The 24,660-nt window shown below is 71.4% G+C and carries 26 protein-coding genes and 1 tRNA gene; 16 read left to right on the top strand and 11 right to left on the bottom strand.

Annotated elements, in window-relative coordinates:
* Positions 1 to 15: 15 nt before the first annotated feature.
* Positions 16 to 92: transfer RNA gene (locus ABEB12_RS12810), tRNA-Leu, on the bottom strand.
* A gap of 108 nt (positions 93 to 200) precedes the next feature.
* Between ABEB12_RS12810 and ABEB12_RS12805 the strand changes: the two genes are divergently transcribed.
* The 6 genes from ABEB12_RS12805 (at position 201) to ABEB12_RS12780 (ending at position 5,982) form a co-directional block, all read left to right on the top strand.
* Positions 201 to 830 (top strand): response regulator, encoded by a 630-nt coding sequence (locus tag ABEB12_RS12805; RefSeq protein WP_185061624.1) that lies wholly within the window; start codon positions 201 to 203, stop codon positions 828 to 830.
* 241 nt (positions 831 to 1,071) lie between these two features.
* Complete coding sequence (locus tag ABEB12_RS12800; protein WP_185061625.1) at positions 1,072 to 2,247, top strand: ABC transporter substrate-binding protein; 1,176 nt, start codon at positions 1,072 to 1,074, stop codon at positions 2,245 to 2,247.
* A gap of 94 nt (positions 2,248 to 2,341) precedes the next feature.
* Positions 2,342 to 3,304: an ABC transporter permease subunit gene (locus ABEB12_RS12795; protein WP_185061626.1), complete on the top strand. Its 963-nt coding sequence runs from the start codon at positions 2,342 to 2,344 to the stop codon at positions 3,302 to 3,304.
* Positions 3,301 to 4,428, top strand: a complete 1,128-nt coding sequence (locus ABEB12_RS12790; RefSeq protein WP_185061627.1) for an ABC transporter permease subunit — start codon at positions 3,301 to 3,303, stop codon at positions 4,426 to 4,428. The genes ABEB12_RS12795 and ABEB12_RS12790 overlap by 4 nt, the downstream gene beginning before the upstream one ends.
* A gap of 8 nt (positions 4,429 to 4,436) precedes the next feature.
* Positions 4,437 to 5,249, top strand: a complete 813-nt coding sequence (locus tag ABEB12_RS12785; RefSeq protein ID WP_185062983.1) for an ATP-binding cassette domain-containing protein — start codon at positions 4,437 to 4,439, stop codon at positions 5,247 to 5,249.
* The gene (locus ABEB12_RS12780) at positions 5,239 to 5,982 is read left to right on the top strand and encodes an ATP-binding cassette domain-containing protein (protein ID WP_185061628.1); all 744 of its coding nucleotides are present in this window, start codon (positions 5,239 to 5,241) and stop codon (positions 5,980 to 5,982) included. The genes ABEB12_RS12785 and ABEB12_RS12780 overlap by 11 nt, the downstream gene beginning before the upstream one ends.
* Here the strand turns inward: ABEB12_RS12780 and ABEB12_RS12775 are convergent.
* On the bottom strand, positions 5,972 to 6,358 hold the full coding sequence (locus tag ABEB12_RS12775; RefSeq protein WP_185061629.1) for a VOC family protein: 387 nt from the start codon (positions 6,356 to 6,358) through the stop codon (positions 5,972 to 5,974). The genes ABEB12_RS12780 and ABEB12_RS12775 overlap by 11 nt on opposite strands.
* A gap of 71 nt (positions 6,359 to 6,429) precedes the next feature.
* Between ABEB12_RS12775 and ABEB12_RS12770 the strand changes: the two genes are divergently transcribed.
* On the top strand, positions 6,430 to 7,200 hold the full coding sequence (locus ABEB12_RS12770; protein WP_185061630.1) for a TetR/AcrR family transcriptional regulator C-terminal domain-containing protein: 771 nt from the start codon (positions 6,430 to 6,432) through the stop codon (positions 7,198 to 7,200).
* 405 nt (positions 7,201 to 7,605) lie between these two features.
* Here ABEB12_RS12770 and ABEB12_RS12765 read toward each other — a convergent pair whose 3' ends face one another.
* The 7 genes from ABEB12_RS12765 to yczR are packed head-to-tail and all read right to left on the bottom strand — an operon-like array spanning position 7,606 to position 13,596.
* On the bottom strand, positions 7,606 to 8,538 hold the full coding sequence (locus ABEB12_RS12765; RefSeq protein WP_185061631.1) for a nitrilase-related carbon-nitrogen hydrolase: 933 nt from the start codon (positions 8,536 to 8,538) through the stop codon (positions 7,606 to 7,608).
* A gap of 42 nt (positions 8,539 to 8,580) precedes the next feature.
* A complete protein-coding gene (locus tag ABEB12_RS12760) occupies positions 8,581 to 9,216 on the bottom strand; it encodes a TetR family transcriptional regulator (RefSeq protein ID WP_185061632.1) in 636 nt (211 codons plus the stop codon).
* A 41-nt stretch (positions 9,217 to 9,257) separates the two neighbouring features.
* A complete protein-coding gene (locus ABEB12_RS12755; protein WP_185061633.1) occupies positions 9,258 to 9,773 on the bottom strand; it encodes a hypothetical protein in 516 nt (171 codons plus the stop codon).
* A gap of 1 nt (position 9,774) precedes the next feature.
* Complete coding sequence (locus ABEB12_RS12750) at positions 9,775 to 10,437, bottom strand: response regulator (protein WP_185061634.1); 663 nt, start codon at positions 10,435 to 10,437, stop codon at positions 9,775 to 9,777.
* Complete coding sequence (locus ABEB12_RS12745) at positions 10,434 to 11,567, bottom strand: histidine kinase (RefSeq protein ID WP_221498144.1); 1,134 nt, start codon at positions 11,565 to 11,567, stop codon at positions 10,434 to 10,436. Before ABEB12_RS12745 ends, ABEB12_RS12750 begins: the two co-directional genes overlap by 4 nt.
* Positions 11,568 to 11,626: 59 nt before the next feature.
* On the bottom strand, positions 11,627 to 12,070 hold the full coding sequence (locus ABEB12_RS12740) for a hotdog fold thioesterase (RefSeq protein ID WP_185061635.1): 444 nt from the start codon (positions 12,068 to 12,070) through the stop codon (positions 11,627 to 11,629).
* A 47-nt stretch (positions 12,071 to 12,117) separates the two neighbouring features.
* Positions 12,118 to 13,596, bottom strand: a complete 1,479-nt coding sequence (gene yczR / locus ABEB12_RS12735; protein ID WP_185061636.1) for a MocR-like transcription factor YczR — start codon at positions 13,594 to 13,596, stop codon at positions 12,118 to 12,120.
* 83 nt (positions 13,597 to 13,679) lie between these two features.
* Here yczR and ABEB12_RS12730 point away from each other — a divergent pair, with 83 nt between their 5' ends.
* The 5 genes from ABEB12_RS12730 (at position 13,680) to ABEB12_RS12710 (ending at position 18,081) form a co-directional block, all read left to right on the top strand.
* Positions 13,680 to 14,051, top strand: coding sequence for a hypothetical protein (locus ABEB12_RS12730; protein WP_185061637.1), 372 nt, complete (start codon positions 13,680 to 13,682; stop codon positions 14,049 to 14,051).
* 129 nt (positions 14,052 to 14,180) lie between these two features.
* A complete protein-coding gene (gene polA, locus ABEB12_RS12725; RefSeq protein WP_345702784.1) occupies positions 14,181 to 16,853 on the top strand; it encodes a DNA polymerase I in 2,673 nt (890 codons plus the stop codon).
* Between the two features lie 27 nt (positions 16,854 to 16,880).
* On the top strand, positions 16,881 to 17,141 hold the full coding sequence (locus ABEB12_RS12720; RefSeq protein ID WP_185061639.1) for a hypothetical protein: 261 nt from the start codon (positions 16,881 to 16,883) through the stop codon (positions 17,139 to 17,141).
* Positions 17,142 to 17,270: 129 nt separating this feature from the next.
* The gene (locus tag ABEB12_RS12715) at positions 17,271 to 17,651 is read left to right on the top strand and encodes a helix-turn-helix domain-containing protein (protein WP_185062985.1); all 381 of its coding nucleotides are present in this window, start codon (positions 17,271 to 17,273) and stop codon (positions 17,649 to 17,651) included.
* 10 nt (positions 17,652 to 17,661) lie between these two features.
* On the top strand, positions 17,662 to 18,081 hold the full coding sequence (locus ABEB12_RS12710; protein WP_185061640.1) for a VOC family protein: 420 nt from the start codon (positions 17,662 to 17,664) through the stop codon (positions 18,079 to 18,081).
* Here the strand turns inward: ABEB12_RS12710 and ABEB12_RS12705 are convergent.
* A complete protein-coding gene (locus ABEB12_RS12705) occupies positions 18,044 to 18,889 on the bottom strand; it encodes a class I SAM-dependent methyltransferase (RefSeq protein ID WP_185061641.1) in 846 nt (281 codons plus the stop codon). The two genes, ABEB12_RS12710 and ABEB12_RS12705, sit on opposite strands and share 38 nt — an antisense overlap.
* A gap of 177 nt (positions 18,890 to 19,066) precedes the next feature.
* Between ABEB12_RS12705 and rpsA the strand changes: the two genes are divergently transcribed.
* From rpsA to ABEB12_RS12685, 4 genes are all read left to right on the top strand, one after another.
* Positions 19,067 to 20,545: a 30S ribosomal protein S1 gene (gene rpsA, locus ABEB12_RS12700; RefSeq protein WP_185061642.1), complete on the top strand. Its 1,479-nt coding sequence runs from the start codon at positions 19,067 to 19,069 to the stop codon at positions 20,543 to 20,545.
* A 100-nt stretch (positions 20,546 to 20,645) separates the two neighbouring features.
* Complete coding sequence (gene coaE, locus ABEB12_RS12695; protein WP_185061643.1) at positions 20,646 to 21,860, top strand: dephospho-CoA kinase; 1,215 nt, start codon at positions 20,646 to 20,648, stop codon at positions 21,858 to 21,860.
* A 114-nt stretch (positions 21,861 to 21,974) separates the two neighbouring features.
* On the top strand, positions 21,975 to 22,580 hold the full coding sequence (locus tag ABEB12_RS12690) for a sigma factor (RefSeq protein ID WP_185061644.1): 606 nt from the start codon (positions 21,975 to 21,977) through the stop codon (positions 22,578 to 22,580).
* Positions 22,577 to 24,109, top strand: coding sequence for a hypothetical protein (locus ABEB12_RS12685; RefSeq protein ID WP_185061645.1), 1,533 nt, complete (start codon positions 22,577 to 22,579; stop codon positions 24,107 to 24,109). Before ABEB12_RS12690 ends, ABEB12_RS12685 begins: the two co-directional genes overlap by 4 nt.
* Positions 24,110 to 24,112: 3 nt before the next feature.
* Here the strand turns inward: ABEB12_RS12685 and ABEB12_RS12680 are convergent, their stop codons facing one another.
* Positions 24,113 to 24,634, bottom strand: a complete 522-nt coding sequence (locus ABEB12_RS12680; protein ID WP_185061646.1) for a DUF402 domain-containing protein — start codon at positions 24,632 to 24,634, stop codon at positions 24,113 to 24,115.
* Positions 24,635 to 24,660: the final 26 nt, after the last annotated feature.

Below are 24,660 nucleotides of genomic sequence, written 5' to 3'. Positions count from 1 at the left end.
TTGCCTGGTAGATGCTGGTGCCCCCGGTCCGACTCGAACGGACACTGGACGGATTTTGAGTCCGCTGCCTCTGCCGATTGGGCTACGGGGGCGAGGTGTGACGCTGTCGTTAACGACGGCCAGGATCACATCATGTGAACACCCTATCCCGGTAGCCTTGGTCGCTAGGGCCCGACCCGCTACAGGAGAGTGAGAACCTCGTGACTAAGGCTGCCGAGACCCGGCAACCCCAGGCCGACAGTGCGCCGCCGGTCGCGCACCGCGTGCTCATCGCCGAGGATGAGGCGCTGATCCGCCTCGACCTGGCCGAAATGCTGCGCGAGGAGGGGTACGAGGTCGTCGCCGAGGCGACCGACGGCGAGTCCGCCGTCCAGCTGGCCCGCGAGCTGCGCCCCAGTTTGGCCATCCTGGACATCAAGATGCCGAAGGTGGACGGCATCTCGGCGGCCGCGACCATTGTCGAGGAGCGCATCGCTCCAGTGGTCATGCTGACCGCGTTCAGCCAGCGCGAGCTGATCGAGCAGGCGCGCGACGCGGGTGCGATGGCCTACCTGGTGAAGCCGTTCGCCCGGCACGAGCTGGTGCCGGCCATCGAGCTGTCGGTCAGCCGGTTCGCCGAGATGCAGGCGCTGGAGGGCGAGGTCGCCACGCTCACCGAGCGGTTGGAGACCCGCAAGGTGGTCGATCGGGCCAAGGGTCTGCTGATGACCAACAACGCGATGACCGAGCCCGAGGCGTTCCGCTGGATCCAGCGCACCGCGATGGACCGCCGGAGCACCATGCGGGCGGTCGCGGAAGCGGTCATCAACGGCCTCGACCAGCCATCTTGATCGAATCTTGACCGGCTGACCTGGACCCTTCCGCCGCGAGCCGGATTGTAATAGCGTGCTTGCACGCCGTGATACACGGCGGTGCGCGCGTTGCGTTCTGGTAAAGAGCGTCACGTATGTGATGACGCGGAACGCGTGAGTCCAATAGGTTCCCCACACGCTCACGAATGGGTGAGTGCTATTGCACGGTGCTCGGGGGCCCGTTGCTGGACTCGGCTCGCGCAGTCACAGGAGGTTCAGGATGAGTCGGAAGCGGACGGTCATCGCGCTGGCGGGTGCGCTCGCCGGTGCGTTGGTGCTGTCGGCATGCGGCGGAGGGGGAACAGGCGGCGGGGGCGCGGAGGCGTCCTCCGACACGGTGAAGATCGGCTTCCTCGGCGATCTCACCGGAGAGAACGCCGGCCTGATGGATCCTCCGCACAAGGCGGCACAGCTGGCGTTCGACGAGTTCAACGCCACCAACCCACCCAAGAAGATCGAGCTGGTCGACTACGACAGCCAGGGCACGCCCGAGCAGGCGCAGGGGTTGGCGCCCAAGGCGGCCCAGCAGGACAAGATCGTCGGCCTGATCGGCCCCGGGTTCTCCGGTGAGTCCAAGGCCGCCAACCCGTTCTTCGACCAGGCCAAGATCCCGATGATCTCCGCTTCGGCGACCAACCCGGGTCTGGCCAACATGGGCCTCAAGTACTTCCACCGCACGCTCGCGGCGGACGACCTGCAGGGCCCGGGCATCGCGGACTTCCTGATCGCGGCAAAGAGCCCGCAGAAGGCGTTCGTGATCAACGATGACTCGGAGTACAGCACCGGGCTGGGCGGAGCGGTCGCCAAGCAGCTGTCCGGTAAGGGCGTCACCGTGGACAAGGACCAGTTCGCGCAGAGCGCCTCGGACTTCTCCTCCTCGGTGGCCAAGATCAAGGCCAGCAACCCGCAGGTGATCTTCTTCGGGGGTTACTACGCGCAGGGTGGCCGGCTGCTCAAGCAGATCCGGGACGCGGGGATCACCGCCACCTTCGCCACCGGTGACGGTGGCCTGGACGCCGGGCTGATCCGGGGTGCGGGCAACCAGGCCGCCGAAGGCGCGGTCATCGGCTGCCCGTGCGCCATCCCGGCGGCCGACTCCACCGGTGCGGCGAAGAAGTTCTACGACGCCTACAAGGCGAAGTACAACGCGGAGCCCGCCGTGTACTCGACCGAGGCCTACGATGCCGCGACGGCGTTCATCAAGGCCGTGCAGGCTGGCCACACCACGCCGGAGGCGATCAACACCTTCCTGTCCACGGTGGACTTCGCCGGGACCGGGAAGCAGATCAAGTTCGCGCCGAACGGCAACGTGGCGACCACCGACATCTTCGTCTACCAGGTGAAGAACGGAAAGATTGAGCCGCTGGGCAATGCCAAGCAGGCGAAGATCGGCTGAACGACCCCGGTCGCGCCGGGCGGCGGCTGGTAATGCGGCTGGCGTCCGGCGCGATTGTGGTTGTGTCCGGTGCTATTGAGGGGGCAACGGGGCATTGTTCAACGACTTTGTTCTGCAGTTCGGGCCGAGCACGGTCGGCGGCCTGGTCGTGGGCTCGATCTATGCGCTGGTGGCGCTGGGCTACACGATGGTGTACGGCGTGCTGCGGCTGATCAATTTCGCGCACTCCGAGATATTCATGATCGGCTCGTTCGCGGCGTTGTTCGTGTTGAGCCTGGTCAGTCTGCCGGGGCCGCTCACCGGGTTGGCCCTGTTGGGCATGATGGTGTTGCTGTTCGTGGTGGCGATGGCCGCTTCGGGCGGCGCGGCGGTGGCGTTGGAGTTCGTCGCCTACCGGCCGTTGCGCAAGCGCAACGCGCCGCGGCTGGCGGCGCTGATCTCGGCGATCGGCGCTTCGCTGTTCCTGCAGGAGCTGTTCGCCCTGGTGGTCATACCCGAGGTGTTCGAGCGGCAGGGGCGGATCGATGCGGCGGTGCCCCGGCTGGTGGACCGGAACACGGTGTTCACCGTGTTCGGCGCCGAGGTGAAGACCGACCATCTCGTGATCATCGTCGCGGCGGTGGTGATGATGGTCGCGCTGGACCAGCTGGTCGCGCGTACCCGGATCGGCCGGGGCATCCGGGCGACCGCGCAGGATCCTGAGGCGGCCGTGCTGATGGGTGTCAACATCAACACCATCGTGCGGCTGACCTTCCTGCTCGGCGGCGCGATGGCCGGCGTGGCCGGGGTGCTGTACGCCATGGAGTTCGAGAACATCCGCTACAACATCGGGTTCGTGCTGGGCATCAAGGCGTTCACCGCCGCGGTGCTCGGCGGCATCGGCAACATCCGAGGGGCGCTGGTCGGCGGCATCGCGCTGGGCCTGGTGGAGAACTGGGGGGCGATTTTCTTCGGCACCCAGTGGAAGGACGTCATCGCTTTCGTGATCCTGGTAGTTGTGTTGTTGTTCCGGCCAACCGGCATCCTGGGCGAGTCGCTGCAGCAGGCGCGCGCATGAACGCCACTGGGAACCCGCTCAGCCGCCTCGGCTCGATCGCCGGCGGATACTTCGACGCGGTCCGTGACTGGTGGGCCGGCGCGCCGCCGTGGCAGCGCTGGATCGGTTATGCGCTGGCCCTGGGTGTGGCGATCATCGCGCCCAGCCCGTTCATCGGCGCGATCATGTCGCCGCACTCGGACTGGCCGACCCTGCTGTTCCACCCGATCAGCACGTTCATCCTGCTGGCCATGGGGCTCAACATCGTGGTCGGTCACGCGGGCCTGCTCGACCTGGGGTACGTGGCGTTCTTCGCGATCGGCGCGTACACGCTGGCCTACCTGGGGGTGAAGCACGGCTGGTCGTTCTGGCCGACGGTGGTGCTGGGCATGGTCCTGGCGTCGGTGTCCGGGGTGATCCTGGGTGCCCCGACGCTGCGGTTGCGCGGTGACTATCTGGCGATCGTGACGCTGGGCTTCGGGGAGATCGTGCGGATCACCGCGGTGAACACCGAGGAGATCGGCGGCGCCCGGGGTCTGACCCCGATCCCGCACCCGCCGGCGATGTTCGGCACCGAGTTCCTGCTGGACCCGCTGCCGTACTACTACCTGGTGCTGGCGGCGATCGTGCTGGTGATCATCTTCTCGGTACGACTGGAACGCAGCCGGGTGGGGCGGGCGTGGACGGCGATCCGGGAGGATGAGGACGCGGCCGAGCTGATGGGCGTGCCCACGTTCCGGTTCAAGCTGCTGGCGTTCGCCATCGGGGCGTTGATCGGCGGGCTGGCCGGGGTGATGTGGGCCGGCAAGGTCATCTTCATCGCGCCGACCAACTTCCCGTTCATCCTGTCGGCGACGATCCTGGCGGCGGTGCTGCTGGGCGGTTCGGGCAACCTGCCCGGGGTGATCCTGGGGGCGTTCCTCATTGCCTGGTTGCCGGAGCGGTTCCGAGGGTTCGCCGAGTACCGGATCCTGATCTTCGGTGGGGCGCTGGTGCTGATGATGGCGCTGCGGCCGGAGGGGCTGCTGCCGTCGCGGCGGCGTAAGGCGGAGATGGCAGATCCGGGTGGTTCGGCCCTGGGCGCCGAGGTGGCCGGGCCGGTCGCGGCCGGTGGATCTGGGTCGTCTTCGGAGGTGGGGAGGTGACCGACGAGATGATCGAGACGCGGCGCGCGGAACCCGGTACGACGGACGAGCAGCCGACCCTGGAGCTGGACAACGTGACCATGCGCTTCGGCGGGGTCACCGCGCTGCGCGGGGTCAGCTTCACCGTGGAGGAGGGGGAGATCGTCGCCCTGATCGGCCCGAACGGGGCCGGGAAGACCACGGTGTTCAACGTGGTCACCGGGGTGTGCCGGCCGACCGAGGGCGCGGTGCGGTTCGACGGGCGGCGGATCGACGGGATGAAGCGGTTCCGCATCGCCAAGTCCGGGATCGCCCGGACCTTCCAGAACATCCGGCTGTTCCACAACATGACGGCGCTGGAGAACGTCATGGTTGGGGCGGACGCGCACCACCGGACCGGGGCGGTCGGCGCGGCGCTTGGCCTGCCCTGGCACCGCAAGGAGGAACGCCAGGGCCGGGAGAAGGCGGCCGAGCTGCTGGAGTTCGTGGGCATGTCGGCGCGGGCGGAGGATGCGGCGAAGAACCTGTCCTACGGCGACCAGCGCCGGCTGGAGATCGCCCGCGCGCTGGCCACCGAACCCCGGTTGTTGCTGCTGGACGAGCCGGCGGCCGGCATGAACCCGGCGGAGAAGAAGTCGTTGCAGGGACTGATCCGGCGGATCCGGGAGTCCGGGCGGACCGTGTTGCTGATCGAGCACGACGTCGGCCTGGTGATGGACATCAGTGACCACATCGCGGTGCTGGACTTCGGCCAGAAGATCGCCGAAGGGCTGCCGCGTGAGGTCCGGGCGAACGCGAAGGTGATCGAGGCGTACCTGGGGGCTCCGACCGATGCTTCTTGAGGTATCCGAAATCCAGGTGCACTACGGCAAGATCGCCGCGCTGCGCGGGGTCAGCCTGCAGGTCGACACGGGCGAGATCGTGGCGCTGATCGGCGCCAACGGCGCCGGCAAGACCACCACCCTGAAGACCATCTCTGGGCTGCGGCCGTTGTCCGGCGGGCGGATCGTGTTCGACGGCCGCGACATCAGCCGGATGCCCGGGCACCTGCGGGTGGTCGCCGGGATCGGGCAGGCGCCGGAGGGCCGGGGCATCTTCCCCGGCATGACGGTGCAGGAGAACCTGCTGATGGGCAGCTACGCCCGCAAGCGGGGCTCGGAAAAGATCCTCGCCGAGGTCTACGAGCTGTTCCCCCGGTTGGCCGAGCGCAAGACCCAGGCCGGCGGCACCATGTCCGGGGGCGAGCAGCAGATGCTGGCCATCGGGCGGGCGCTGATGGGACAGCCGAAGGTGCTGCTGCTCGACGAGCCGTCCATGGGCCTGGCGCCGATCCTGGTCAACCAGATCTTCGACATCATCGCGGAGATCAACACCCGGGGCACCACCGTGCTGCTGGTGGAGCAGAACGCCACCCAGGCGCTGCGCCTGGCCGACCGCGCCTACGTCCTGGAAACCGGCCGGGTGGTCAAGGCCGCACCGGCCGACCAGCTGCTCACCGACCCGGATGTCCAGGCCGCCTACCTCGGCGGCGACCTGGACACCCGCGCGCAGGACACCCGGCCGACTACGAGCTGACTTTCCAGTCGAGCAGCTGCACGATCACGCCGTTGGGGTCGCGGGTCTGGAAGGCCCGCTCGCCCCACTCCTCCTCGGTCAGCGGCATGGTGATCTGGACGCCCTCGGCCTGCAGGCGGGCCAGTTCGCCCTCCAGGTCGTCCACGGTGAACGCCAGGATCAGGCCGGTGGCGTGGATGTCCCGCTGGTCCTCGGGGAGCGTGGGCAACCCGGTGGCCAGGAAGACCACGTGCATGCCGATGTCCTCGCGGGTGAGGGAGTGAAACCCTTCGGCGGCCATCTCCTCGGTGAAGCCGAAATGCTCCACCAGGAAGCGACTGGAAGCGGCCGGGTCGGACACGTTGAGCGAAACCGCCGGTGGTGCGGTGACCTTCATGTAGCCTCCTGGCGTCGAGTAAACTCCGTACGTTGTACAGTGTACAGCGTTTGCCGGGAGGATTCGTTACCGTGCCTGCCGAACGCAGTGGAGCCGGTGATCCGGTGCGCACCCTGGAGCTGCTGTGGCGGCTGCCCGAGCCGTCCCGGCGCGGCCCCCGGCCGGGACTGGACCTGGAGGCGGTGGTGGCGGCGGCGACCGAACTGGCCAACTCGGAGGGCCTGGACGCGGTGACCATGCGCCGGGTGGCCACCGCGCTCGGTGTCGCCCCGATGACGCTCTACACCTACCTGCCCGGCAAGGCCGAGCTGCTCGACCTCATGCTGGACGCCGCCTACCTGCGCATGACCCGCACGGACAGCACCGGCCAGCCGTGGCGGCAGCGGCTGCGGGCGGTCGCGGGGGAGAACCGGCGCCTGTTCGCCGCGCACCCGTGGGCCGCGTGGATCTCGACCACCCGGCCGCCGCTGGGGCCGGGGCAGATGGCCAAGTACGAGCATGAGCTGGCCGCGCTGGACGGCCTCGGCCTGGACGACGTGACGATCGACGCCGCGCTCACCCACCTGCTCGGCTTCGTGCAGGGCTGGGCGCGGACGGCCGCCCAGGTGCGGGCGGAGCGGCCGGACGGCGCCGGCGACGACGATCGGTGGTGGGCGAAGGTCGGCCCGCTGCTCGGCGAGTTGCTCGACCCGGCGCGTTACCCGTTGGCCACCAGGGTCGGTTCGGCCGCCGGCGCCGCGCACGGCGCGGCCTACGACCCGGCGCACGCCTACGAGTTCGGCCTGGCCCGGGTGCTCGACGGGTTTGCCGCGCTGATCGAGCCCGACCCGGCGCCGGGTTGACCGACCGCCACGGCCGGCGATCATCCGACGGATGGGTCAGGCCAGGACGGCCACCGCGACCAGCCCGCCGGAGACGGCGACGAAGGATAGGCCGCTGATCAGCTTGAACACCGCTGTGCCGGCTGATTTTTCGTGGAAGGCCAGGGGCAGGAAGAGCGCCGGGGTTCACCCAGGTTCCGACGGCCAGGGTCACGGCGAGCCAGCCGGGGATACCCGGCGCGGCCAGGCCGACCGCGACCAGGATCAGGCCCATGATGATGAAGTCCAGGTGCGCCTGGAGGACTCGCCTCGGGCTGGCCACGCCCAGCCGGCCCAGCGTGGCCGGTTGGGCCACCGACACCAGCACCGCCCAGCCGAGCACCGCGCCGAGGGCCAACTCGACCAGGCCGACCCTTACCAGTGCGCTCATCGGGACACCAGCTCCCCGGCGCGGTGCCGGCGGTACCACCGTTCGCCGTGCCAGCGCTGGTAGTGCCAGCAGGCGGTGGGCAGCGCGCCCCGGCGGTGCAGCCAGAAGCCGCGCGGGGGATCGGCGACCGGGGTCCGCCGGCCGGGGATGACCTCGGCGACCACCACGCCCTCGCCGTCGCGGGTGGGGCGTTCGGCCAGCACCCGGCCATCCGCGTCGGTGATCACCGTCGCGCCCTCGAAGCGCCCCCGGTAGCTCAGTGGCAGGCAGGGCATTGCGCACTCGAGCCGGCCGGCGTGCGAGGCGTGCACGGTGGGCGCGCCGACGTAGCGGGAGAAGCTGGCGGCGGCCTGCCTCGCGGTTGCCGTGTTGTCCCGCTCCAGCGGCCCGAACAGCGCGCGCGGCGCCCAGTGCGGCACCGACCACCAGCCGGAACCGGCGAGCACCAGGTCCACCCGGCCGGCCAGCCGGTGCACCGTCCGAGTGCGCATCAGCTCCCAGCACATGGCGGCGCCGACGGTCAGCTCGCCGGTGTCGAGCACCCCGGGGTCGTTGCCGCCCACGTAGTAGGCGTTCTCCCACATGGTCGGCAGGTCCTTGTCGTGCCGGCCGACCACTCCGTCCGGACCGGCCAGCAGGTACGCGTTGCGCACCTCGCCGTCCGCGTCCCGGCACAGGAAGGACCCGCCGACCAGTGCGCCGAACCGGGCGGCCAGCCCGGTCAGCAGCTCGGTCGCCGGGCCGTCCGGCGGCAGTGCCGCGTGGGCCAGGCGCTCGGTGAACCCGATGCCCGTGGTGAAGAACTCCGGGAGGGCAATGACCTCCGCGCCGGCCTCGCCCGCCCGCGTGCCCAGCCGCGCGCAGGCCGCCAGGTTGGCGTCCACGTCGGCGAGCACCGCTTCGAGCTGCACCGCTGCTACCCGAACCATGGATTGAACGGTACTGCAAAACTGAACGCTACTACAAGAACTCTATCGAGCCAGTCCTCGCAGCACGATGTCCCGGCCGATCGCGATCACCTCGGCCAGCTCCTGCTCGTCCAGTGCCAGCCGGTCCGGGCGCATCCGCAGTGCCAGCACGCCGTTCCAGGCGCCCCAGAGGAACACCGAAGTTCGGTGCGGGTCGGTGCACTCGATCTGCCCATCCTCGGCGGCCCGGCGCAGCGCGTCCGCGATGTTGCCGACCAGTGCCTCCACCTTGTCCGCGATGCGTTGCTCGGCCGCGCTGGCCAGGTCGCCCGGCGGCACGTCCAGCATGCGCAGCGCGATCATCCGGAAGTAGCCCGGGTTCTCCAGGTGGAACCGGCAGTAGGCGTCGCTGGCCGCGTACAGCTCCTGCACCGGCGTGCGGCCGGGCGCGTGGGCGCGCGCCATGTAGGCCTCGTTGACCTCCAGCGCCCGCTCCACCAGCGCCAGGTAGAGGGCTTCCTTGTTGCCGAAGTGGTGGTAGATCGAGCCGACCGCGGTGTCGGCCTCGGCGGCGATTGCGTCCATGCTGACCGCGTGGAAGCTGCTGTCGTTGAACAGCTTCTCGGCGGCGTCCAGGATCGCCGCCGTGGTCCGCGCGGTGCGTCGGTCCACCCGCTTCCGGTCTGAGCTCACCGCCATGACGGAAGAGCCTAGCCGCGGCCGCGGCCGGCTCGGGGGGCTCAGGGCAGCGGGATGTCGGTGCCCGGAGCGTCCGGCGCCTGGAACAGGGTGGCCCCTCCGGTCACCCGCAGCGCGGCCGGGCGAATCCGCGCGGGCACGTCGAAGTACAGGTCGAACTCCAGGCGCACCGAGGCACCCAGCTCGAACTCGCCCGGCTGGCGCTTGATCAGCATCGCCTCCGGGTCCGGGGCCAGCACCGCGCCGTCGGCGGTGACCAGCCGTTGGGCCTTGGTGTCGAACACCGAACCGGAACGGCCCAGGTTCGCCACCACCAGCCGCACCCGGACCAGCCGGCCCTGCTTGGGCCGCCACTCCGCGTGGCTGCCCAGGATGGAGTCCAGCGAGCTGAGCCCGAGCACGGTGAACTCGGTGTCGCCGTTGACCACCGGCGGATGCGATAGCGGTGTCTCGCCGGCCCGCACCGGACGGGGTGGCAGCTGGTACAGGGCCGGGGGAGCGGGCGCGCACCCGGCGAGCGCGACCACCAGCACCAGCGCCGGGCCGAGGCGACGCATCTCAGGCCCAGCCGGGGCGGACCAGCCCGGTCTCGTAGGCCAGCACCACCAGCTGCGCCCGGTCCCGCGCCGCCAGCTTGATCATGGCCCGGCTGACGTGGGTCTTGGCCGTGGCCGGGCTGACCACCAGGCGCTCGGCGATCTCGTCGTTGGACAGCCCCTCCGCGACCAGCGCGACGATCTCCTTCTCCCGGGTGGTCAGCGCGTCCAGCTCGCGCACCGACCGGGCGGGCCGGGCCCGGCGGGCGAACTCCCCGATCAGCCGCCGGGTGACGCCGGGGGAGAGCAGCGCCTCGCCCTCGGCCACCACCCGCACCGCGCGCAGCAGCTCCACCGGCTCGGTGTCCTTCACCAGGAACCCGCTGGCCCCGGTGCGGATCGCCTCGAACACGTACTCGTCGTCGTCGAAGGTGGTCAGGATGAGCACCCGCACGCCGGCCGAGGCCGGGTCGGCGACGATCCGGCGGGTGGCGGCCAGGCCGTCCGTGCCGGGCATCCGGATGTCCATCAGCACCACGTCCGGCGCGGTCTCGGCGACCACCCGGACCGCCTCGGCCCCGTCACCGGCCTCGCCGACCACCCCGATGTCCGGCTGCGCGTCCAGCAGCGCGCGGAACCCGGCGCGCACCAGCGCCTGGTCGTCGGCCAGCACCACTTTGATCAACTGGATTCCCCTTCACCGGGTATCGGCAGCCGGGCCCGCACCCGGAATCCGCCGCCGGGGCGCGGGCCGGCGTCCAGCCGCCCGCCGAACGCGGCCGCCCGCTCCCGCATGCCGGGGATGCCGTTGCCCGCCGGGGGCTCGCCCCTGGCGCCCCGGCCGTCGTCGTCCACCTGCAGGACCAGGTCCGGCCCCGAATAGTCCAGCAGCACCGATGCGGAGTCGGCGCCGGCGTGCCGGTGCACGTTGGTCAGCGCCTCCTGGGCGATCCGGAACGCCGCGGTGTCCAGCGCGGTGGGCAGGGGGCGCGCGGCGCCCTCGGTGCGCACGGTGACCGGCAGGCCGGTGCCGCGCATCCGCTGGGCCAGCGCGTCCAGGCCGGCCAGGCCGGCGGTCGGGGCGAGGGGCAGCTCCTCGTCCACCCGGCGCAGCACGCCGAGCATGCCGCGCAGCTCCACCAGCACCTCCTTGCTGGACGCCTTGATCGCGGTGAGCGCCTCCCGGGCCAGGCCGGGTTGCTCGTCCAGCAGGTGCAGCGCGGTGCCGGCCTGCACGTTGATCAGCGAGACGTGGTGGGCCAGCACGTCGTGCAGGTCCCGGGCGATGCGCAGCCGTTCCTCGGTCGCCCGGGCGCGCGCCTCCTCGGCCCGGGCCAGCCGCTCCCGGGCCAGCCGCTCGCGGCGGCCGCGCAAAAGCTCGCCCAGGGTGAGCAGCACCAGCAGCCAGGCCGCCAGCCCGGAAACGGCCAGGGGCTCGAGCCGCCCCTCGCGCAACCAGAACAGGACGACCATGGCGAGGTAGGTGGGCACGGTGACCAGCCACGCCGCCCGCCGCCGCCGGTGCACCACGGCGTTCACCAGCGCTACCACCACGGACAGCACCACCGGGCCGTACGGGTAGCCCAGCGCCAGGTAGCCGAGCAGCACGGCGACCGTGGCGACCAGCGTGCCGACGGGGTACCGGCGCCGGGCCGGCAAGGCGGCCGGCCCGAGCAGCAGCAGGACCACCGCGAGCGCGTCCAGGGGCCGCGCGTCCGGCTGCCGGCCGGCCGCGCCGAAGCTGCCCATGACCTGGATGAACCCGGCGGCCAGCGCCGGCAGCAGCAGCCTGGCGTCCAGCGCGACCCGGTTCACCGGACAAACGGTAGCGACTCGGGCGCGCCTCCGGCGTCGGCCGACGGTCGACTGCCCGGCTACGCCTCCGGGCGTACGCGGGGGCCGGGCCGGTTGTCCAGGTGCATGCAGGTCAACCGGCCGGTGCAGATCCGCTTGCCGCGCCCGTCGGTGAGGACCACCTCGAAGGTGGACGTGCTGCGTCCCACGTGCAGGGGCGTGGCCACCCCGGTGACCAGGCCCTCGGTCGCGCTGCCGTGGTGGGTGCAGGCCAGCTCGAGGCCGACCGGGAAGCGCTCGGGCAGCGTGTGCTGGGCCGCCGCGACCGAGGCCAGCGTCTCCACCAGCACCCCGCTGGCGCCGCCGTGCAGCAGCCCGAACGGCTGCCGGTTGCCGGCCACCGGCATGGTGCCGACCACCCGGTCCTTGCCGATCTCCGTGATCTGGATACCCATCCGCTCGGGCAGCTGCTCATCGGGGAACGAGATCGCCGATAGCGGCGGGTTCTGCGACTGGATCGACATCCAGGCAGCTTATGCGGCGGTTACCGGCCGTGTCCGCACGCTGTCGCTCAGGCCACCTCGGCGGTCCGGCTGGGCCAGCCGCCGGTCGGTGCCGGGTCGGAGGAGAGCGCCAGCCAGGCGGCGGTGAGCCGCTCCATGGCCTCGTCGAGGCACGGTTCGGGCAGCGTGTACGGCAGCCGAAGGAACCGCTCGAAGGCGCCGTCCAGGCCGAACCGGGGGCCGGCGGCGAGCAGCACGCCGTGCCGGCTGGCGCTGGAGACCAGTGCGCTGGACACCGGGGCGTCCAGGTCCACCCACAGGGAGAGCCCGCCGGTGGGCGCGGAGGCCGTCCAGCCGGGGAAGTGCCGGGTGACCAGCCCGCGCAGGTGGTCCCGGGCGGAGCGCAGCCGGGGCAGGCGGTCGGCCAGCACGGTGTCGATCGCGTCCAGCAGGTGCTGGGTGATCAGCTGGTCCAGCACCGAGCTGGCGATGTCCACCGAGGCCCGGGACCGGGCGATCCGGTCGATCATGGGCCGGCGCGCCCGCACCCAGCCGATGCGCAGGCCGCCCCAGAACGTCTTGCTGGCCGAGCCCACGGTGATGATCGGTGAGGAGCTGTGTTCCGGCAGGTGGGAGGCCAGCGGCGCGAGCTGCTCCCCGTCCAGCGGGAGCTCGGCCACCGACTCGTCGACCAGCAGGGGGGTGCGGGTGCGCCGGCCCAGCTCGACCAGCTCGGCGCGCTGCTCGGCGCTCATGCAGAGGCCGGTGGGGTTCTGGAAGTCCGGGATCAGGTACATCAGCCGGGGGCAGGCGTCCCGTACCGCCGCGGCGATGGTGTCGATGTCCCAGTCCGTGCCGGTGAAACCGACCGGAACCGCTCGGGCGTGCTCGCGGGCGATGGCGTCCAGGGCGTTCGGGTAGGTGGGGTGCTCCACCAGCACCCGGTCGCCCGGGGAGACCAGGGTGGCGAACACCAGCGCGTTGGCGTGCTGCGCGCCCGAGGTGATCAGCACCTCGTCCGGCGTGGTCGGCAGGCCGCGTGCGGTGTACCGGGCGGCCACCGCCGCGCGCAGCGAGCGCAGCCCGAACAGCTGGTAACCGCTGCCCGTGGCGTGGTGGGTCACCCGCTCGGTGGCCCAGTTGAGGGCGGCGGCGAAGGGAGCCGTGGGGGCGGCGGTGGCCGCGTAGGCCAGGTCCAGCGCGGTGCTGTCGCCGGCCGGGGCGAACGGTGAGAGGTGCTGGACACCGGGAGTCTCGGGCAGCGTGGTCCAGCTGCCCGAGCCGCGCTTGCTGTGCAGGAAGCCGGCCTCGCGCAGCAGGTCGTAGCCGGCCGCCACGGTGGTGCGGCTGATCGTCAGCGCGGTGGCCAGCTCGCGCTCGGCGGGCAGCCGGGTGCGCACCGGGAGCCGCCCGTCCAGCACCAGCAGCTTGATCCGCTCGGCCAGCTCGGCATAGGCGGCGGGACTGACCGCGCCGTTGCCCTCGGTGCGCCACTGGCCCAGGTGCTTGGCCAGCGTGCGGCCGGTCACGTGCCGGTCACCGTTCATTTGGCCCAGTCCACTTCGCCGGGATTGGCTCTGTTGTCCCAATCCAATTACCCCGATAATAGAGCCACAGGGAGGCGATGGCCATGACTGGACTTTTGATCATGGTGGCACTGGCGGTGCTGCTCGCCGCCTGGGGACCACTGTTCGGGGTGGACTCCCGGGACGGCCGTGACTGGTACAACCGCCCGGCGCGCGAGGTTCTTCCCCGGCCGGGGCGGGGCGTCCGGGAGCGGCTGGCCCGCTGCTGGAGCTGGCTGGCCGGGGCCTGGGACCGCCAGGAGCGGGCCTGGGGTGAGTGCTGGCGGGTCCACCAGCCGTGGCGCGGTGACGACCTGCCGCCGGACTGGGACGAGCTGCACTGGCGCGTGGTGCGCGGGGAGTACCGGCTGGCCGGCCGGTTGATGCCGCCCCCGACGCCACCCGCCGACCGCTCCGGCGACCCGGCCAACCACTAGCCGGGAATAGCCGGGGGAAAGCTGTCAGGGGGCGGCCCTAGACTTGCCGAGGTGACCGCCACCACCGCCACCTCTGCCACCGACGCCGGCACTCCGACCAGTACTGACCAGGGCCAAGCCGAACGCCGTCTGCTCCTGCTCGACGGGCATTCGCTCGCCTACCGGGCGTTCTACGCCCTGCCGGCGGAGAACTTCCGCACCCAGACGGGGCAGACCACCAACGCGGTGTACGGCTTCACCTCGATGCTGATCAACCTGTTGCGGGACGAGCAACCGACGCACCTGGCGGTGGCGTTCGACGTGTCCCGGCGGACCTTCCGGTCCGAGGCGTTCGCCGAGTACAAAGCCAACCGGACCAGCACCCCGGACGACTTCCGGGGCCAGGTGGAGCTGATCCGCGAGGTGCTGAACGCGCTGGCCGTGCCGTCAATGGCGGTGGAGGGCTACGAGGCCGACGACATCATCGCCACGCTCACCACGCAGGCGGTGGACGCGGGCTACCGGGTGGAGATCTGCACCGGAGACCGGGATGCGTTCCAGCTGGTCGGGGACGCGGTGACGGTGCTCTACCCGAAGCGCGGGGTGTCCGACCTGGCCCGGGTGGACCCGGCCGAGGTGAACACCCGCTACGGGCTGTCGCCCGCGCAGTACCCCGACTTCGCCGCCCTGCGCGGCGACCCCAGCGACAACCTGCCGTCCATCCCGGGCGTGGGGGAGAAGACCGCCGCCAAGTGGATCAGGGAGTTCGGCTCGCTGGCGGAGCTGACCGACCGGGTGGACGAGGTCAAGGGCAAGGCCGGCGACGCGCTGCGGGCGAACCTGGCCAACGTCACCCTCAACCGGCAGCTCACCGAGCTGGTCCGGGAGGTGCCGCTGGAGCTGGCGCCGGACGACCTCGCGGTGCGGGCCTGGGACCGTGACGCGGTGCACCGGCTGTTCGACGAGCTGGAGTTCCGGGTGCTGCGCGAGCGGCTGTTCGCCACGCTGGCCAGCGCGGAGCCGGAGGCGGAGTCGGGTTTCGAGGTCCAGGGTGGCCCGCTCGCGCCCGGTGAGCTGGGGGACTGGCTGGCCGAGCACGCCGCCGACGGCCGCCGGGTGGGGCTGGCCTTCCACGGCAACGTGGGCAGCTGGCTGGGCCGGGACGTGGACGGCATCGCGCTGGCCGGCGCGGACGGCCACGGCGGCTACGTGGACGTCACCGCGCTCACCCCGGAGGACGAGGCCGCGCTCGGCGAGTGGCTGGCCGACCCGACCAGGCCGAAGGCGGCGCACGACGTGAAGGGCGCGCTGCACGCGCTGCGCCTGCGCGGCTGGACGGTGGCCGGCCTGACCAGCGACACCGCGTTGGCCGCCTACCTGGTCCGGCCCGGCCAGCGCAGCTTCGACCTGGCCGACCTGGCGCTGCGTTACCTCCGCCGCGAGCTGCGCGCCGAGGGCGATCCGGAGGACGGCCAGCTGTCCCTGCTCGGCGGCGTGGAGGAGGCCGACCAGCAGCGGGCCCAGGCGGAGATCCTGCGCGCCCACGCGGTCGGCGAGCTGGCCGACGCGCTGGACCTGGAGCTGGGCAAGCTGGGCGGGGCCAAGCTGCTCCAGGAGCTGGAGCTGCCGCTGCTCGGCGTGCTGGCCGACCTGGAGCGGGCCGGCATCGCGGTGGACGGGGACCTGCTCGCCGCGCTCGAGGCGGACTTCGCCGCGCAGGTCAAGCAGGCCGCCCAGGACGCGTACTCGCAGATCGGCAAGGAGATCAACCTGGGCTCGCCGAAACAGTTGCAGGTGGTGCTGTTCGACGAGCTGGGCATGCCGAAGACCAAGCGCACCAAGACCGGCTACACCACCGACGCCGATGCGCTGCAGAGCCTGTTCGAGCAGACCCAGCACCCGTTCCTCTCCCACCTGCTCCTGCACCGCGACGCCACCCGGCTCAAGGTCACCGTGGACGGCCTGCTCAAGTCGATCGACGACGACGGCCGCATCCACACCACCTACAGCCAGACCATCGCCGCCACCGGGCGGCTGTCGTCCACCGAGCCGAACCTGCAGAACGTGCCGATCCGGACCGCCGCCGGCCGGCGCATCCGGGAGACCTTCGTGGTCGGGGGCGGCTACGCCGAGCTGCTGACCGCCGACTACAGCCAGATCGAGATGCGCATCATGGCGCACCTGTCCAAGGACGAGGCCCTGGTCGAGGCGTTCCGCTCGCACCACGACTTCCACGCGGAGACCGCCGCCAAGGTGTTCGGGGTGAACGCCGCCGAGGTGAGCGTCGAGCAGCGGGCGAAGATCAAGGCGATGAACTACGGGCTGGCCTACGGGCTGTCCGCGTTCGGGCTCTCCGGCCAGCTGCGCATCTCCACCGAGGAGGCGCGCGGCCTGATGGACGGCTACTTCGAGACCTTCGGCGGCGTGCGGGACTACCTGCGCAGCGTGGTGGACCAGGCGCGCAAGGACGGCTACACCGAGACCATGCTCGGCCGGCGCCGCTACCTGCCCGACCTGACCAGCGACAACCGGCAGCGCCGGGAGATGGCCGAGCGGATGGCGCTGAACGCCCCCATCCAGGGCAGCGCGGCGGACATCATCAAGGTGGCGATGCTGCGGGTGCACGGAGCGCTGGCCGAGGCCGGCCTGCGCTCCCGGATGCTGCTGCAGGTGCACGACGAGCTGGTGCTCGAGGTGGCCGAGGGGGAGCGGGACGCGGTCCGTGAGCTGGTGTGCGACCAGATGGGCGCGGCGCACGAGCTGTCCGTGCCGCTCGAGGTCTCCGTCGGTTTCGGGCGCAGCTGGGACGACGCCGCGCACTGACGCGACGGGTCAGCCCGGGGCGAGCCGGTGGGGCAGCGCGGCCAGCCGGAAGCGCCGCCAGAAGAACGCGTCGGCGGTGTGCTGGTCGGCGAAGAACGGCCGGAGCGCGTTCGGGTCACCGCCGGCGTAGGCCTGGTAGTAGCGCTGGATCAGGTCGACCCGCGGATTTCCCGCGCTGGTCGGTTCGACCCGGGGCGCGCCGCCGGCGAGCAGCGCGGTGGCCGCCAGACCGGCGACGGTGGCGGTGCCGTGCAGGACATGGCCCGGCCGTCGCGCCGGACCGGGTAGAGTCCCGGTTCGTCCCAGCGGAGGAGCTGCCCGGTGACCGACCTCGCGGCCCCGACCCGGCGCGCCCCGGCCGTGCCGGTGGTGCCGGCCGTGCCGGTGGTGGTGCGGCTGCGGCGGGCCCGCGACCTGATGGACCGGTGCTACGCCGAGCCCCTGGACCTGGACGCGCTGGCCGCCGAGGCCGGGTTCTCCCGGTACCACTTCGCCCGGGCGTTCCGCGCGACCTACGGCGAGACCCCACGCGCGTACCTCACCCGCCGGCGGGTCGAACGGGCCAAGGACCTGCTGCGTTCGGCGGACATCACGGTCACCGAGGTGTGCATGCTGGTCGGGTTCAGCAGCCTGGGTTCGTTCAGCAGCCGGTTCCGCGAGCTGGTCGGCCTGCCGCCTTCGGAGTACCGGCGGCGCAACTGGACCGAGCGCGCGCCGCTGCCGGTGCCCGGCTGCTTCGTGATGGCCTGGACCAGGACAGCAATCGCGGAGAAGCGCGGCGATCATCCGGCTCAATAGCCTGCGCACCATGATTAACGCGTTCTCGCATATGTGCATCTACGTGCTCGACCAGGACTCGGCCAAGGCCTTCTACACCGAGAAGCCGGGCTTCACCCTGATCGGCGACCACGACATGGGCGACGGTATCCAGTGGCTCACGGTCAGCCCGCCGAACCAGCCCGACCTGGAGGTTGTGCTCGCCGACTGCCGGATGGGGCACGACGCGGAGACCGCCGACCAGCTCCGGGCGTTGGTGGCCAAGGGGGCCATCGGCCCCGGGGTGCTGGCCACCGACGACTGCCAGAAGTCCTACGAGGAGCTGTCCGCGCGCGGCGTGGAGTTCCTGCAGGCGCCGACCGAGCGGTTCTACGGCACGGAGGCGCTGCTGCGCGACGACTCCGGGAACTGGTTCAGCCTGAGCAAGCGGGCGCCGGTTTCCGGCAGCTGAAGATCGCGGTGCCGGGGAAGAGGTCGCCGCGCAGCGGCGACCACTGTCCCCAGGTGTCGTCCAGGTCGGCGGGCCACTCCGGTTCGACCAGGTCGACCAGTTCGAGGCCGGCGGCCACGATGTCCCGGACCCGGTCACCCAGGGTGCGGTGGTGCTCCACGTACGCGGGCGCACCGGAGCCGTCCACCTCCAGATAGGGCGAGCGGTCGAAGTAGGACTGGGTGACGGTGAGGCCGGCCGGACCGGGATCGTCCGGGAAGATCCACCTGATCGGGTGGTTTACCGCAAATATCCAGCGGCCCCCCGGTCGGAGCACCCGGGCCACCTCCCGCATCACCCGTCCCGGGTCGGCCACGAAGGGCACCGCCCCGAAGGCCGAGCACACGATGTCGAAGACCCCGTCGGCGAACGGCAGCCGCTCCGCGTCGGCCTGCACCAGCGGCACGGCCACCCCGGTCCGTTGGGCGGCCAGTGCCGCCTGGCGAAGCATGCCCGAGGACAGGTCCATGCCCACCGCGGCGGCACCCTGCCCGACCAGCCAGCGGGCGCACGAGGCGGCGCCGCAGCCCAGCTCAAGGACCTGCGCGCCGACCAACGAGGCGGGTTCGCCGAGGAGCCGGGCGTCCGCCTCGCGCAGCCGTTCGGGGCACCAGACGAAGTCCGCGTCGCCCAGGAACTCGCCGTGCTCGGCCTGGTAGTCCACCGCGTCCGCGTCCCACCAGCGGCGGTTCGCGCGGGCCGACTCGGTCGAGGAGACGCTCCGCCGGGCCACCCTGGTCTCACCCAGCGGGTGATCCGTCACGTTCACCCACGCATCTTGGCGGGGGGAATTGGGGGCGGTTCAGCACGGGGGCGGCGTTGCCCGCCCGATCGGGTGACGCGTAGCATGAAGGTGCAAGGGTATACGCATCCCCTTACACGTCCATCCGTGCGGCTCAAACCGCCCGTCCACGCCACATCTATCCATACCGGAGCTACCCACCGCATGTCCACCGACACCACCACCGTCCCGACCACTCCGCAGGTCGCCGTCAACGACATCGGGACGGAGGAGGATTTCCTCGCCGCCATCGACCAGACGATCAAGTACTTCAATGATGGGGACATCGTTGAAGGCACCATCGTCAAGGTCGACCGGGACGAGGTTCTTCTCGATATCGGGTACAAGACCGAAGGAGTCATCCCCTCCCGCGAGCTGTCCATCAAGCACGACGTCGATCCGGCCGAGGTCGTCAAGGTCGGGGAGTTCGTCGAGGCGCTTGTCCTGCAGAAGGAGGACAAGGAAGGCCGGCTGATCCTGTCCAAGAAGCGCGCTCAGTACGAGCGCGCCTGGGGCACGATCGAGGCGCTCAAGGAGGCGGACGAGCCGGTCGAGGGCACCGTCATCGAGGTGGTCAAGGGCGGTCTGATCCTGGACATCGGGCTCCGTGGCTTCCTGCCGGCCTCGCTGGTCGAGATGCGCCGCGTGCGCGACCTGCAGCCGTACGTCGGCCGCAAGATCGAGGCCAAGATCATCGAGCTGGACAAGAACCGCAACAACGTGGTCCTGTCCCGCCGCGCCTGGCTGGAGCAGACCCAGTCCGAGGTGCGCAGCGAGTTCCTCAACCAGCTCACCAAGGGCCAGGTCCGCAAGGGCGTGGTGTCCTCGGTGGTCAACTTCGGTGCGTTCGTCGACCTCGGCGGCGTGGACGGCCTCGTGCACGTCTCCGAGCTGTCCTGGAAGCACATCGATCACCCCAGCGAGGTCGTGGAGGTCGGCCAGGAGGTCACCGTCGAGGTGCTCGACGTGGACCTGGACCGTGAGCGCGTCTCGCTGTCGCTGAAGGCCACCCAGGAAGACCCGTGGCGGCTGTACGCCCGCACCCACGCCATCGGCCAGATCGTGCCGGGCAAGGTCACCAAGCTGGTGCCGTTCGGCGCGTTCGTCCGCGTCGAGGAGGGCATCGAGGGCCTGGTGCACATCTCCGAGCTGGCCGAGCGCCACGTGGAGATCCCGGAGCAGGTCGTGCAGGTCGGCGACGACTGCATGGTCAAGGTCATCGACATCGACCTGGACCGCCGGCGCATCTCGCTGTCCCTCAAGCAGGCCAACGAGGGTATGACCCCGGAGACGGAGTTCGACCCGACGCGCTACGGCATGGCCGCCGAGTACGACAACGAGGGCAACTACATCTACCCCGAGGGCTTCGACCCGGAGACCCAGGACTGGCAAGAGGGCTTCGAGAAGCAGCGCGAGGAGTGGGAGCGCCAGTACGCCGAGGCGCACGTCCGCTACGAGCAGCACATCACGCAGCTCAAGAAGGCCGCCGAGGCCGAGGCCAAGGCCGCGACCGAGGAGAGCGAGGGCGGCGGCGTCAGCAGCGCGTCCAACTACTCCTCGGACAGCTCGAGCAGCGACGGTGGCACCCTGGCCAGCGACGAGCAGCTCGCCGCGCTGCGGGAGAAGCTGTCCGGCGGCGCCTGAGCTGAACCGGTAGGCACCAACCAGCTACGGCGACGAGCCGGGCACCCCGATCGGATGGGGCGCCCGGCTCGTCGCTTTCGATCACGGTAGCGTCGCCGGCATGCTGCGGTTGGGGCTCACCGGGGGTATCGGCGCGGGCAAGTCCACGGTGGCCCGGCGCCTGGTCGGCCTCGGTGCCTACCTGATCGACGCCGACGTGATCGCCCGCGAGGTGGTCGCGCCCGGCAGCCCCGGCCTGGCCCAGGTGGCCGCCGAGTTCGGCGCCGAGGTCCTGGACCCGGACGGCGCCCTGGACCGTCCCGCGCTGGCCGCCGTGGTCTTCACCGACGAGGATGCCCGGACGCGGTTGAACGCGATCGTGCACCCGCTGGTCCGTCACCGGACCGAGGAGATGCTCGCGGCGGCCCCGGCCGACGGCATCGTGCTCCAGGACATCCCGCTGTTGGTGGAAGGGGGCATGGCGGCCGCGTTCCACCTGGTCCTCGTGGTGGACGCGGCGGTGGACGAACGGGTGCGCCGGCTGGTCGGTCGGGGCATGACGGCCGAGGACGCGCGGGCCCGGATCGCCGCGCAGGCCGACGAGGCCGCCCGCCGGGCGGTCGCCGACGTGTGGCTGGACAACTCCGGCGAGCCGTCGGTGATGCACGCCGAGCTGGACAAGTTGTGGCGGGACCGCCTGGTTCCGTTCGAGTCGAACCTGCGCAACGACCGCCGGTCCGGGTACGGCCCGCCCCGTTTGGCGGAGCCCAACCCCGAATGGTCCAGCGAGTACGCGCGCCTGGCCGCCCGGATCCGGTTCGCCTGCGGGGATGCGGTGCGCACCCTGGACCACATCGGGTCCACCTCGGTGCCCGGGCTTCCGGCGAAGGACGTGCTGGACATCCAGCTGGGCGTCGACTCGCTGGACCGGGCCGATGAGCTGGTCGGCGCGTTGCGCGGGGCCGGGTTCGTGCATTGGCCATCGATCACCCGGGACACCCCGAAGGCATCCGTGCCGGACCCGGAGGCCTGGCGGAAGCGGCTGTATATCAACGCCGACCCCGGGCGGGCGGCCAATCTGCACGTCCGTGTCGTTGATTCACCCGGCTGGCGGTATGCCCTGATGTTCCGGGACTGGCTGTGCGCGGACGCGAGCGCGCGTGACGAGTATCTCGCCGCCAAGCGCGCCCTCGCGGCGGCCCACGCCACGGATCGGGACACCTCGGCATATGCGCAGGCCAAAGAGCCGTGGTTCGACAGGACGGAGCCTTTGGCGGAGGCCTGGGCGCGCTCAACCGGCTGGCGGCCCCGTCTGGACGGGCCGCACTCCGAATGACGCAGAGTGAATTCCCCGAAGGTGTAACGAAGGGGATCCGCCGTTCGACACACTGGGCGCGAGGGCGGGCGTCCGGTGGCGCCTGCCTACTAGTACGCATGCGAAGGGGATGACGTGGAGCGGCCAATGTACTACCAGCCGCCACCCGGTGACGTGGCAGCGACCACGGTGCTCGGGGATCCGGGCGCGACGACGGTCATGGAGCCGTCGAGCCCGCGTGCCGAGTTCGGCGCGCACTTCGAGGCGAACTACCCGCGGCTGGTGGCCCAGCTGTGCCTGATCACGCTCAACGCGACCCAGGCGCAGGATCTGGTGCAGGAAGCCTACGCGCGGGCGTGGCAGCGGTGGTCGGAGATCCGCGAGCTGCCCGACCCGGCGGGCTGGATCCGGCACATGGCGGTGCGCGGCAGCAACAGCAAGTGGCGCCGGGTGCTGGCCAAGTTCGGGCTGGAGAAGTCCAAGGGTGCGGCCGAGGCCCCGACCGACGACCCCCAGCACCGGGCGGTGCTCGAGGCTCTGGCGGAAATTCCGCCGTACCGGCGCCGGGTGTTGGTGCTTGCCGACATCGCGCACGCGCCGCTGATCGAGATCGCCGAGCTTGAAGGACTGGACATCGGGGTGGCGGAGGCGCGACTCGCCTTCGCGCGACGGGAGCTGAACGACCTGATGGCGTTGCGCCCGCCGACCGTGCCACCCACCGCGAACTGGGAGGACCTGTGACCGACAACGTCGACCTCGGAGCCGCCGCACTCCGGCGCCTCGATGAGGATCTGACCCAATCTGTCGCCCTGCCCCCGGTTGACGCGGTCATCCGGCGGGCGGACGCGATGAACCGCACCACGACCGCCGCGACCGCCGCCGTGCTGACCGTCGGCGCGCTGGGCGCGGTCACCGTGGTTGCCCAGTCGGTGGTTTCCGGCGCGGCGCCGCTGCCCGCGCCGGTGGCGCTCTCGCCCGCCGCGAGCCCGGTGCCGGACGCCGCGTCCGGGCCGGTACCGGCCGTGGCCGAGGTGCTCAAGCCGGGCGAGCAGCTGGTGACGCTGCGCCCGGGGGCCACCGCGCCCCAGGGTTCGCGCGTCCTGCCGAACGGCGTCACCGTGCTCGGCCCCGGTTCCAAGGCGGGCGACTCGGACCCGGTCGACGTGCCCGACTGGGACGACGACAACGACGGTGACCACAACGACCACGATGGTGACTGGAACGACCACGACGGCGATCACAACGATCACGACGGGGACCACAACGGTGATCACGATGGTGATCACAACGGCGACCACGACGGTGACCCCAACGATCACGATGGTGATCACAACGGTGACGACGACGGCCCGTGGTGGCCGCCGACCCACCACCCGCGTCCGCCGACGGACCACCCGCGTCCGCCGACGACCCACGTGCCCTGGCCGGAGCGCCCCTTCCCGCTGCCCCGGCCGATCGAGGAGCCGACGACCGAACCGTCGAAGGGCCACGACCCGGGTCGCCCGTGGACCGAGGCGCCCAGGCCGGGTGACTGGTCGGGGCCGGGTTTCCCGGTCAAGCCGTCCGACCCGAGGAAGCCGGCCGAGGAGCCGACCGCCGAGCTGCCCACGTCCAGCGCGGAGCCGAAGCCGACCACGCCCGAGGTGACGATCCCGGAGCAGCCGAACACCCGGCCGACCATCCCGGCCGCACGGCCGCCGGTGGAGTTCCCCCGGCCCGACGTGACGACGGAGCCGAAGACCACCGAGCCGAAGACCACGGAGCCGAAGACCACCGAGCCCAAGCCGGAGGTGACCGAGCCCAAGTCGGAGGTCACCCAGCCGAAGCCGCAGGTCCTGCAGCCCAAGCCGGAGGTCACGGAGCCGAAGCCGGAGTTCACCCAGCCCAAGCCGACCGCCACTCCGGCCCCCCGGCCGAGGACCACGGAGCCGACCCGTGAGCCGGTGGTCCGGCCGACCACCCACGAGCAGACCCGTGAGCGGCCGGCCTACACGCCCAAGCCGGAGCCCAAGCAGGAGCAGCCCACCCGGGAGCGCGGCGGCGGGGACGGCTCGCCCCGCGGCGAGTCGAACGCCGGGCGCGGTGGCGGTGGTGGCGGCGAGCACAGCCGCGGCACCAGCGGCGGCGGTGAGAACGGCAACAGCGGCGGCGGCTCGCGGGGCGGCAGTGGCAACAGCGAGTCGGGCGGCGCCGGCAACCGTGGCGGCGGTGGCGGTGGCAACACCGAGCCCCGCGAGTACCCGAGGGGTGGGGGCGGCGGCGACAGCTGACCCTCAGCGGGTTCGGTTGTACCAGGTGAGCGCCACGCCCACACTGGAAAGCCAGGCATTCAGGTCGTGCTGGTGGTCCGCCAGCCCGGCCAGCGCGCGGTAGCTGACGGCCAGGGCGCGCTCGGCGGTGGCCGAGTCGATCAGGCCGTCGGCTACCGCGAGCACGTACTCGTCCAGGTCCAGCACCTGGGTGTCCCGGCCGGCGCGGGTGACCAGGTCGAGATAGAGGTCGACGGTGCGCCACACGTCGCCGTCGCGGTCCACGTCCACGATGTCCAGGTAGAAGTCCTGGTCGCGTTCGTGGCCCGGTCGCCAGCCCCAGTCGGTGACCCGCAGCCCGAGCGCCGGCAGCAGCCAGGACTCGATCCAGGCCACCCTCGGGTGGTCCTGCATCGGCCGGCGCAGGTAGAGGCCGAACTGCTCGGTGCGGTACTCGTCGACCGGCCGGACGAACCCCTTGGGGTCGGTGTTGGTCCGGGCCGGCACGTCGAAGGTCTCGACCTTGGGCGGGTGCACGTGTGCCATCGCCGGAAATCTTGTCAGACCGAAGG

Origin of the sequence: Actinospineispora eucalypti, from assembly GCF_039543365.1 — a bacterium.
Classification (GTDB): domain Bacteria; phylum Actinomycetota; class Actinomycetes; order Mycobacteriales; family Pseudonocardiaceae; genus Pseudonocardia; species Pseudonocardia eucalypti.
This window is presented reverse-complemented; position numbering and strand designations above follow the sequence as displayed.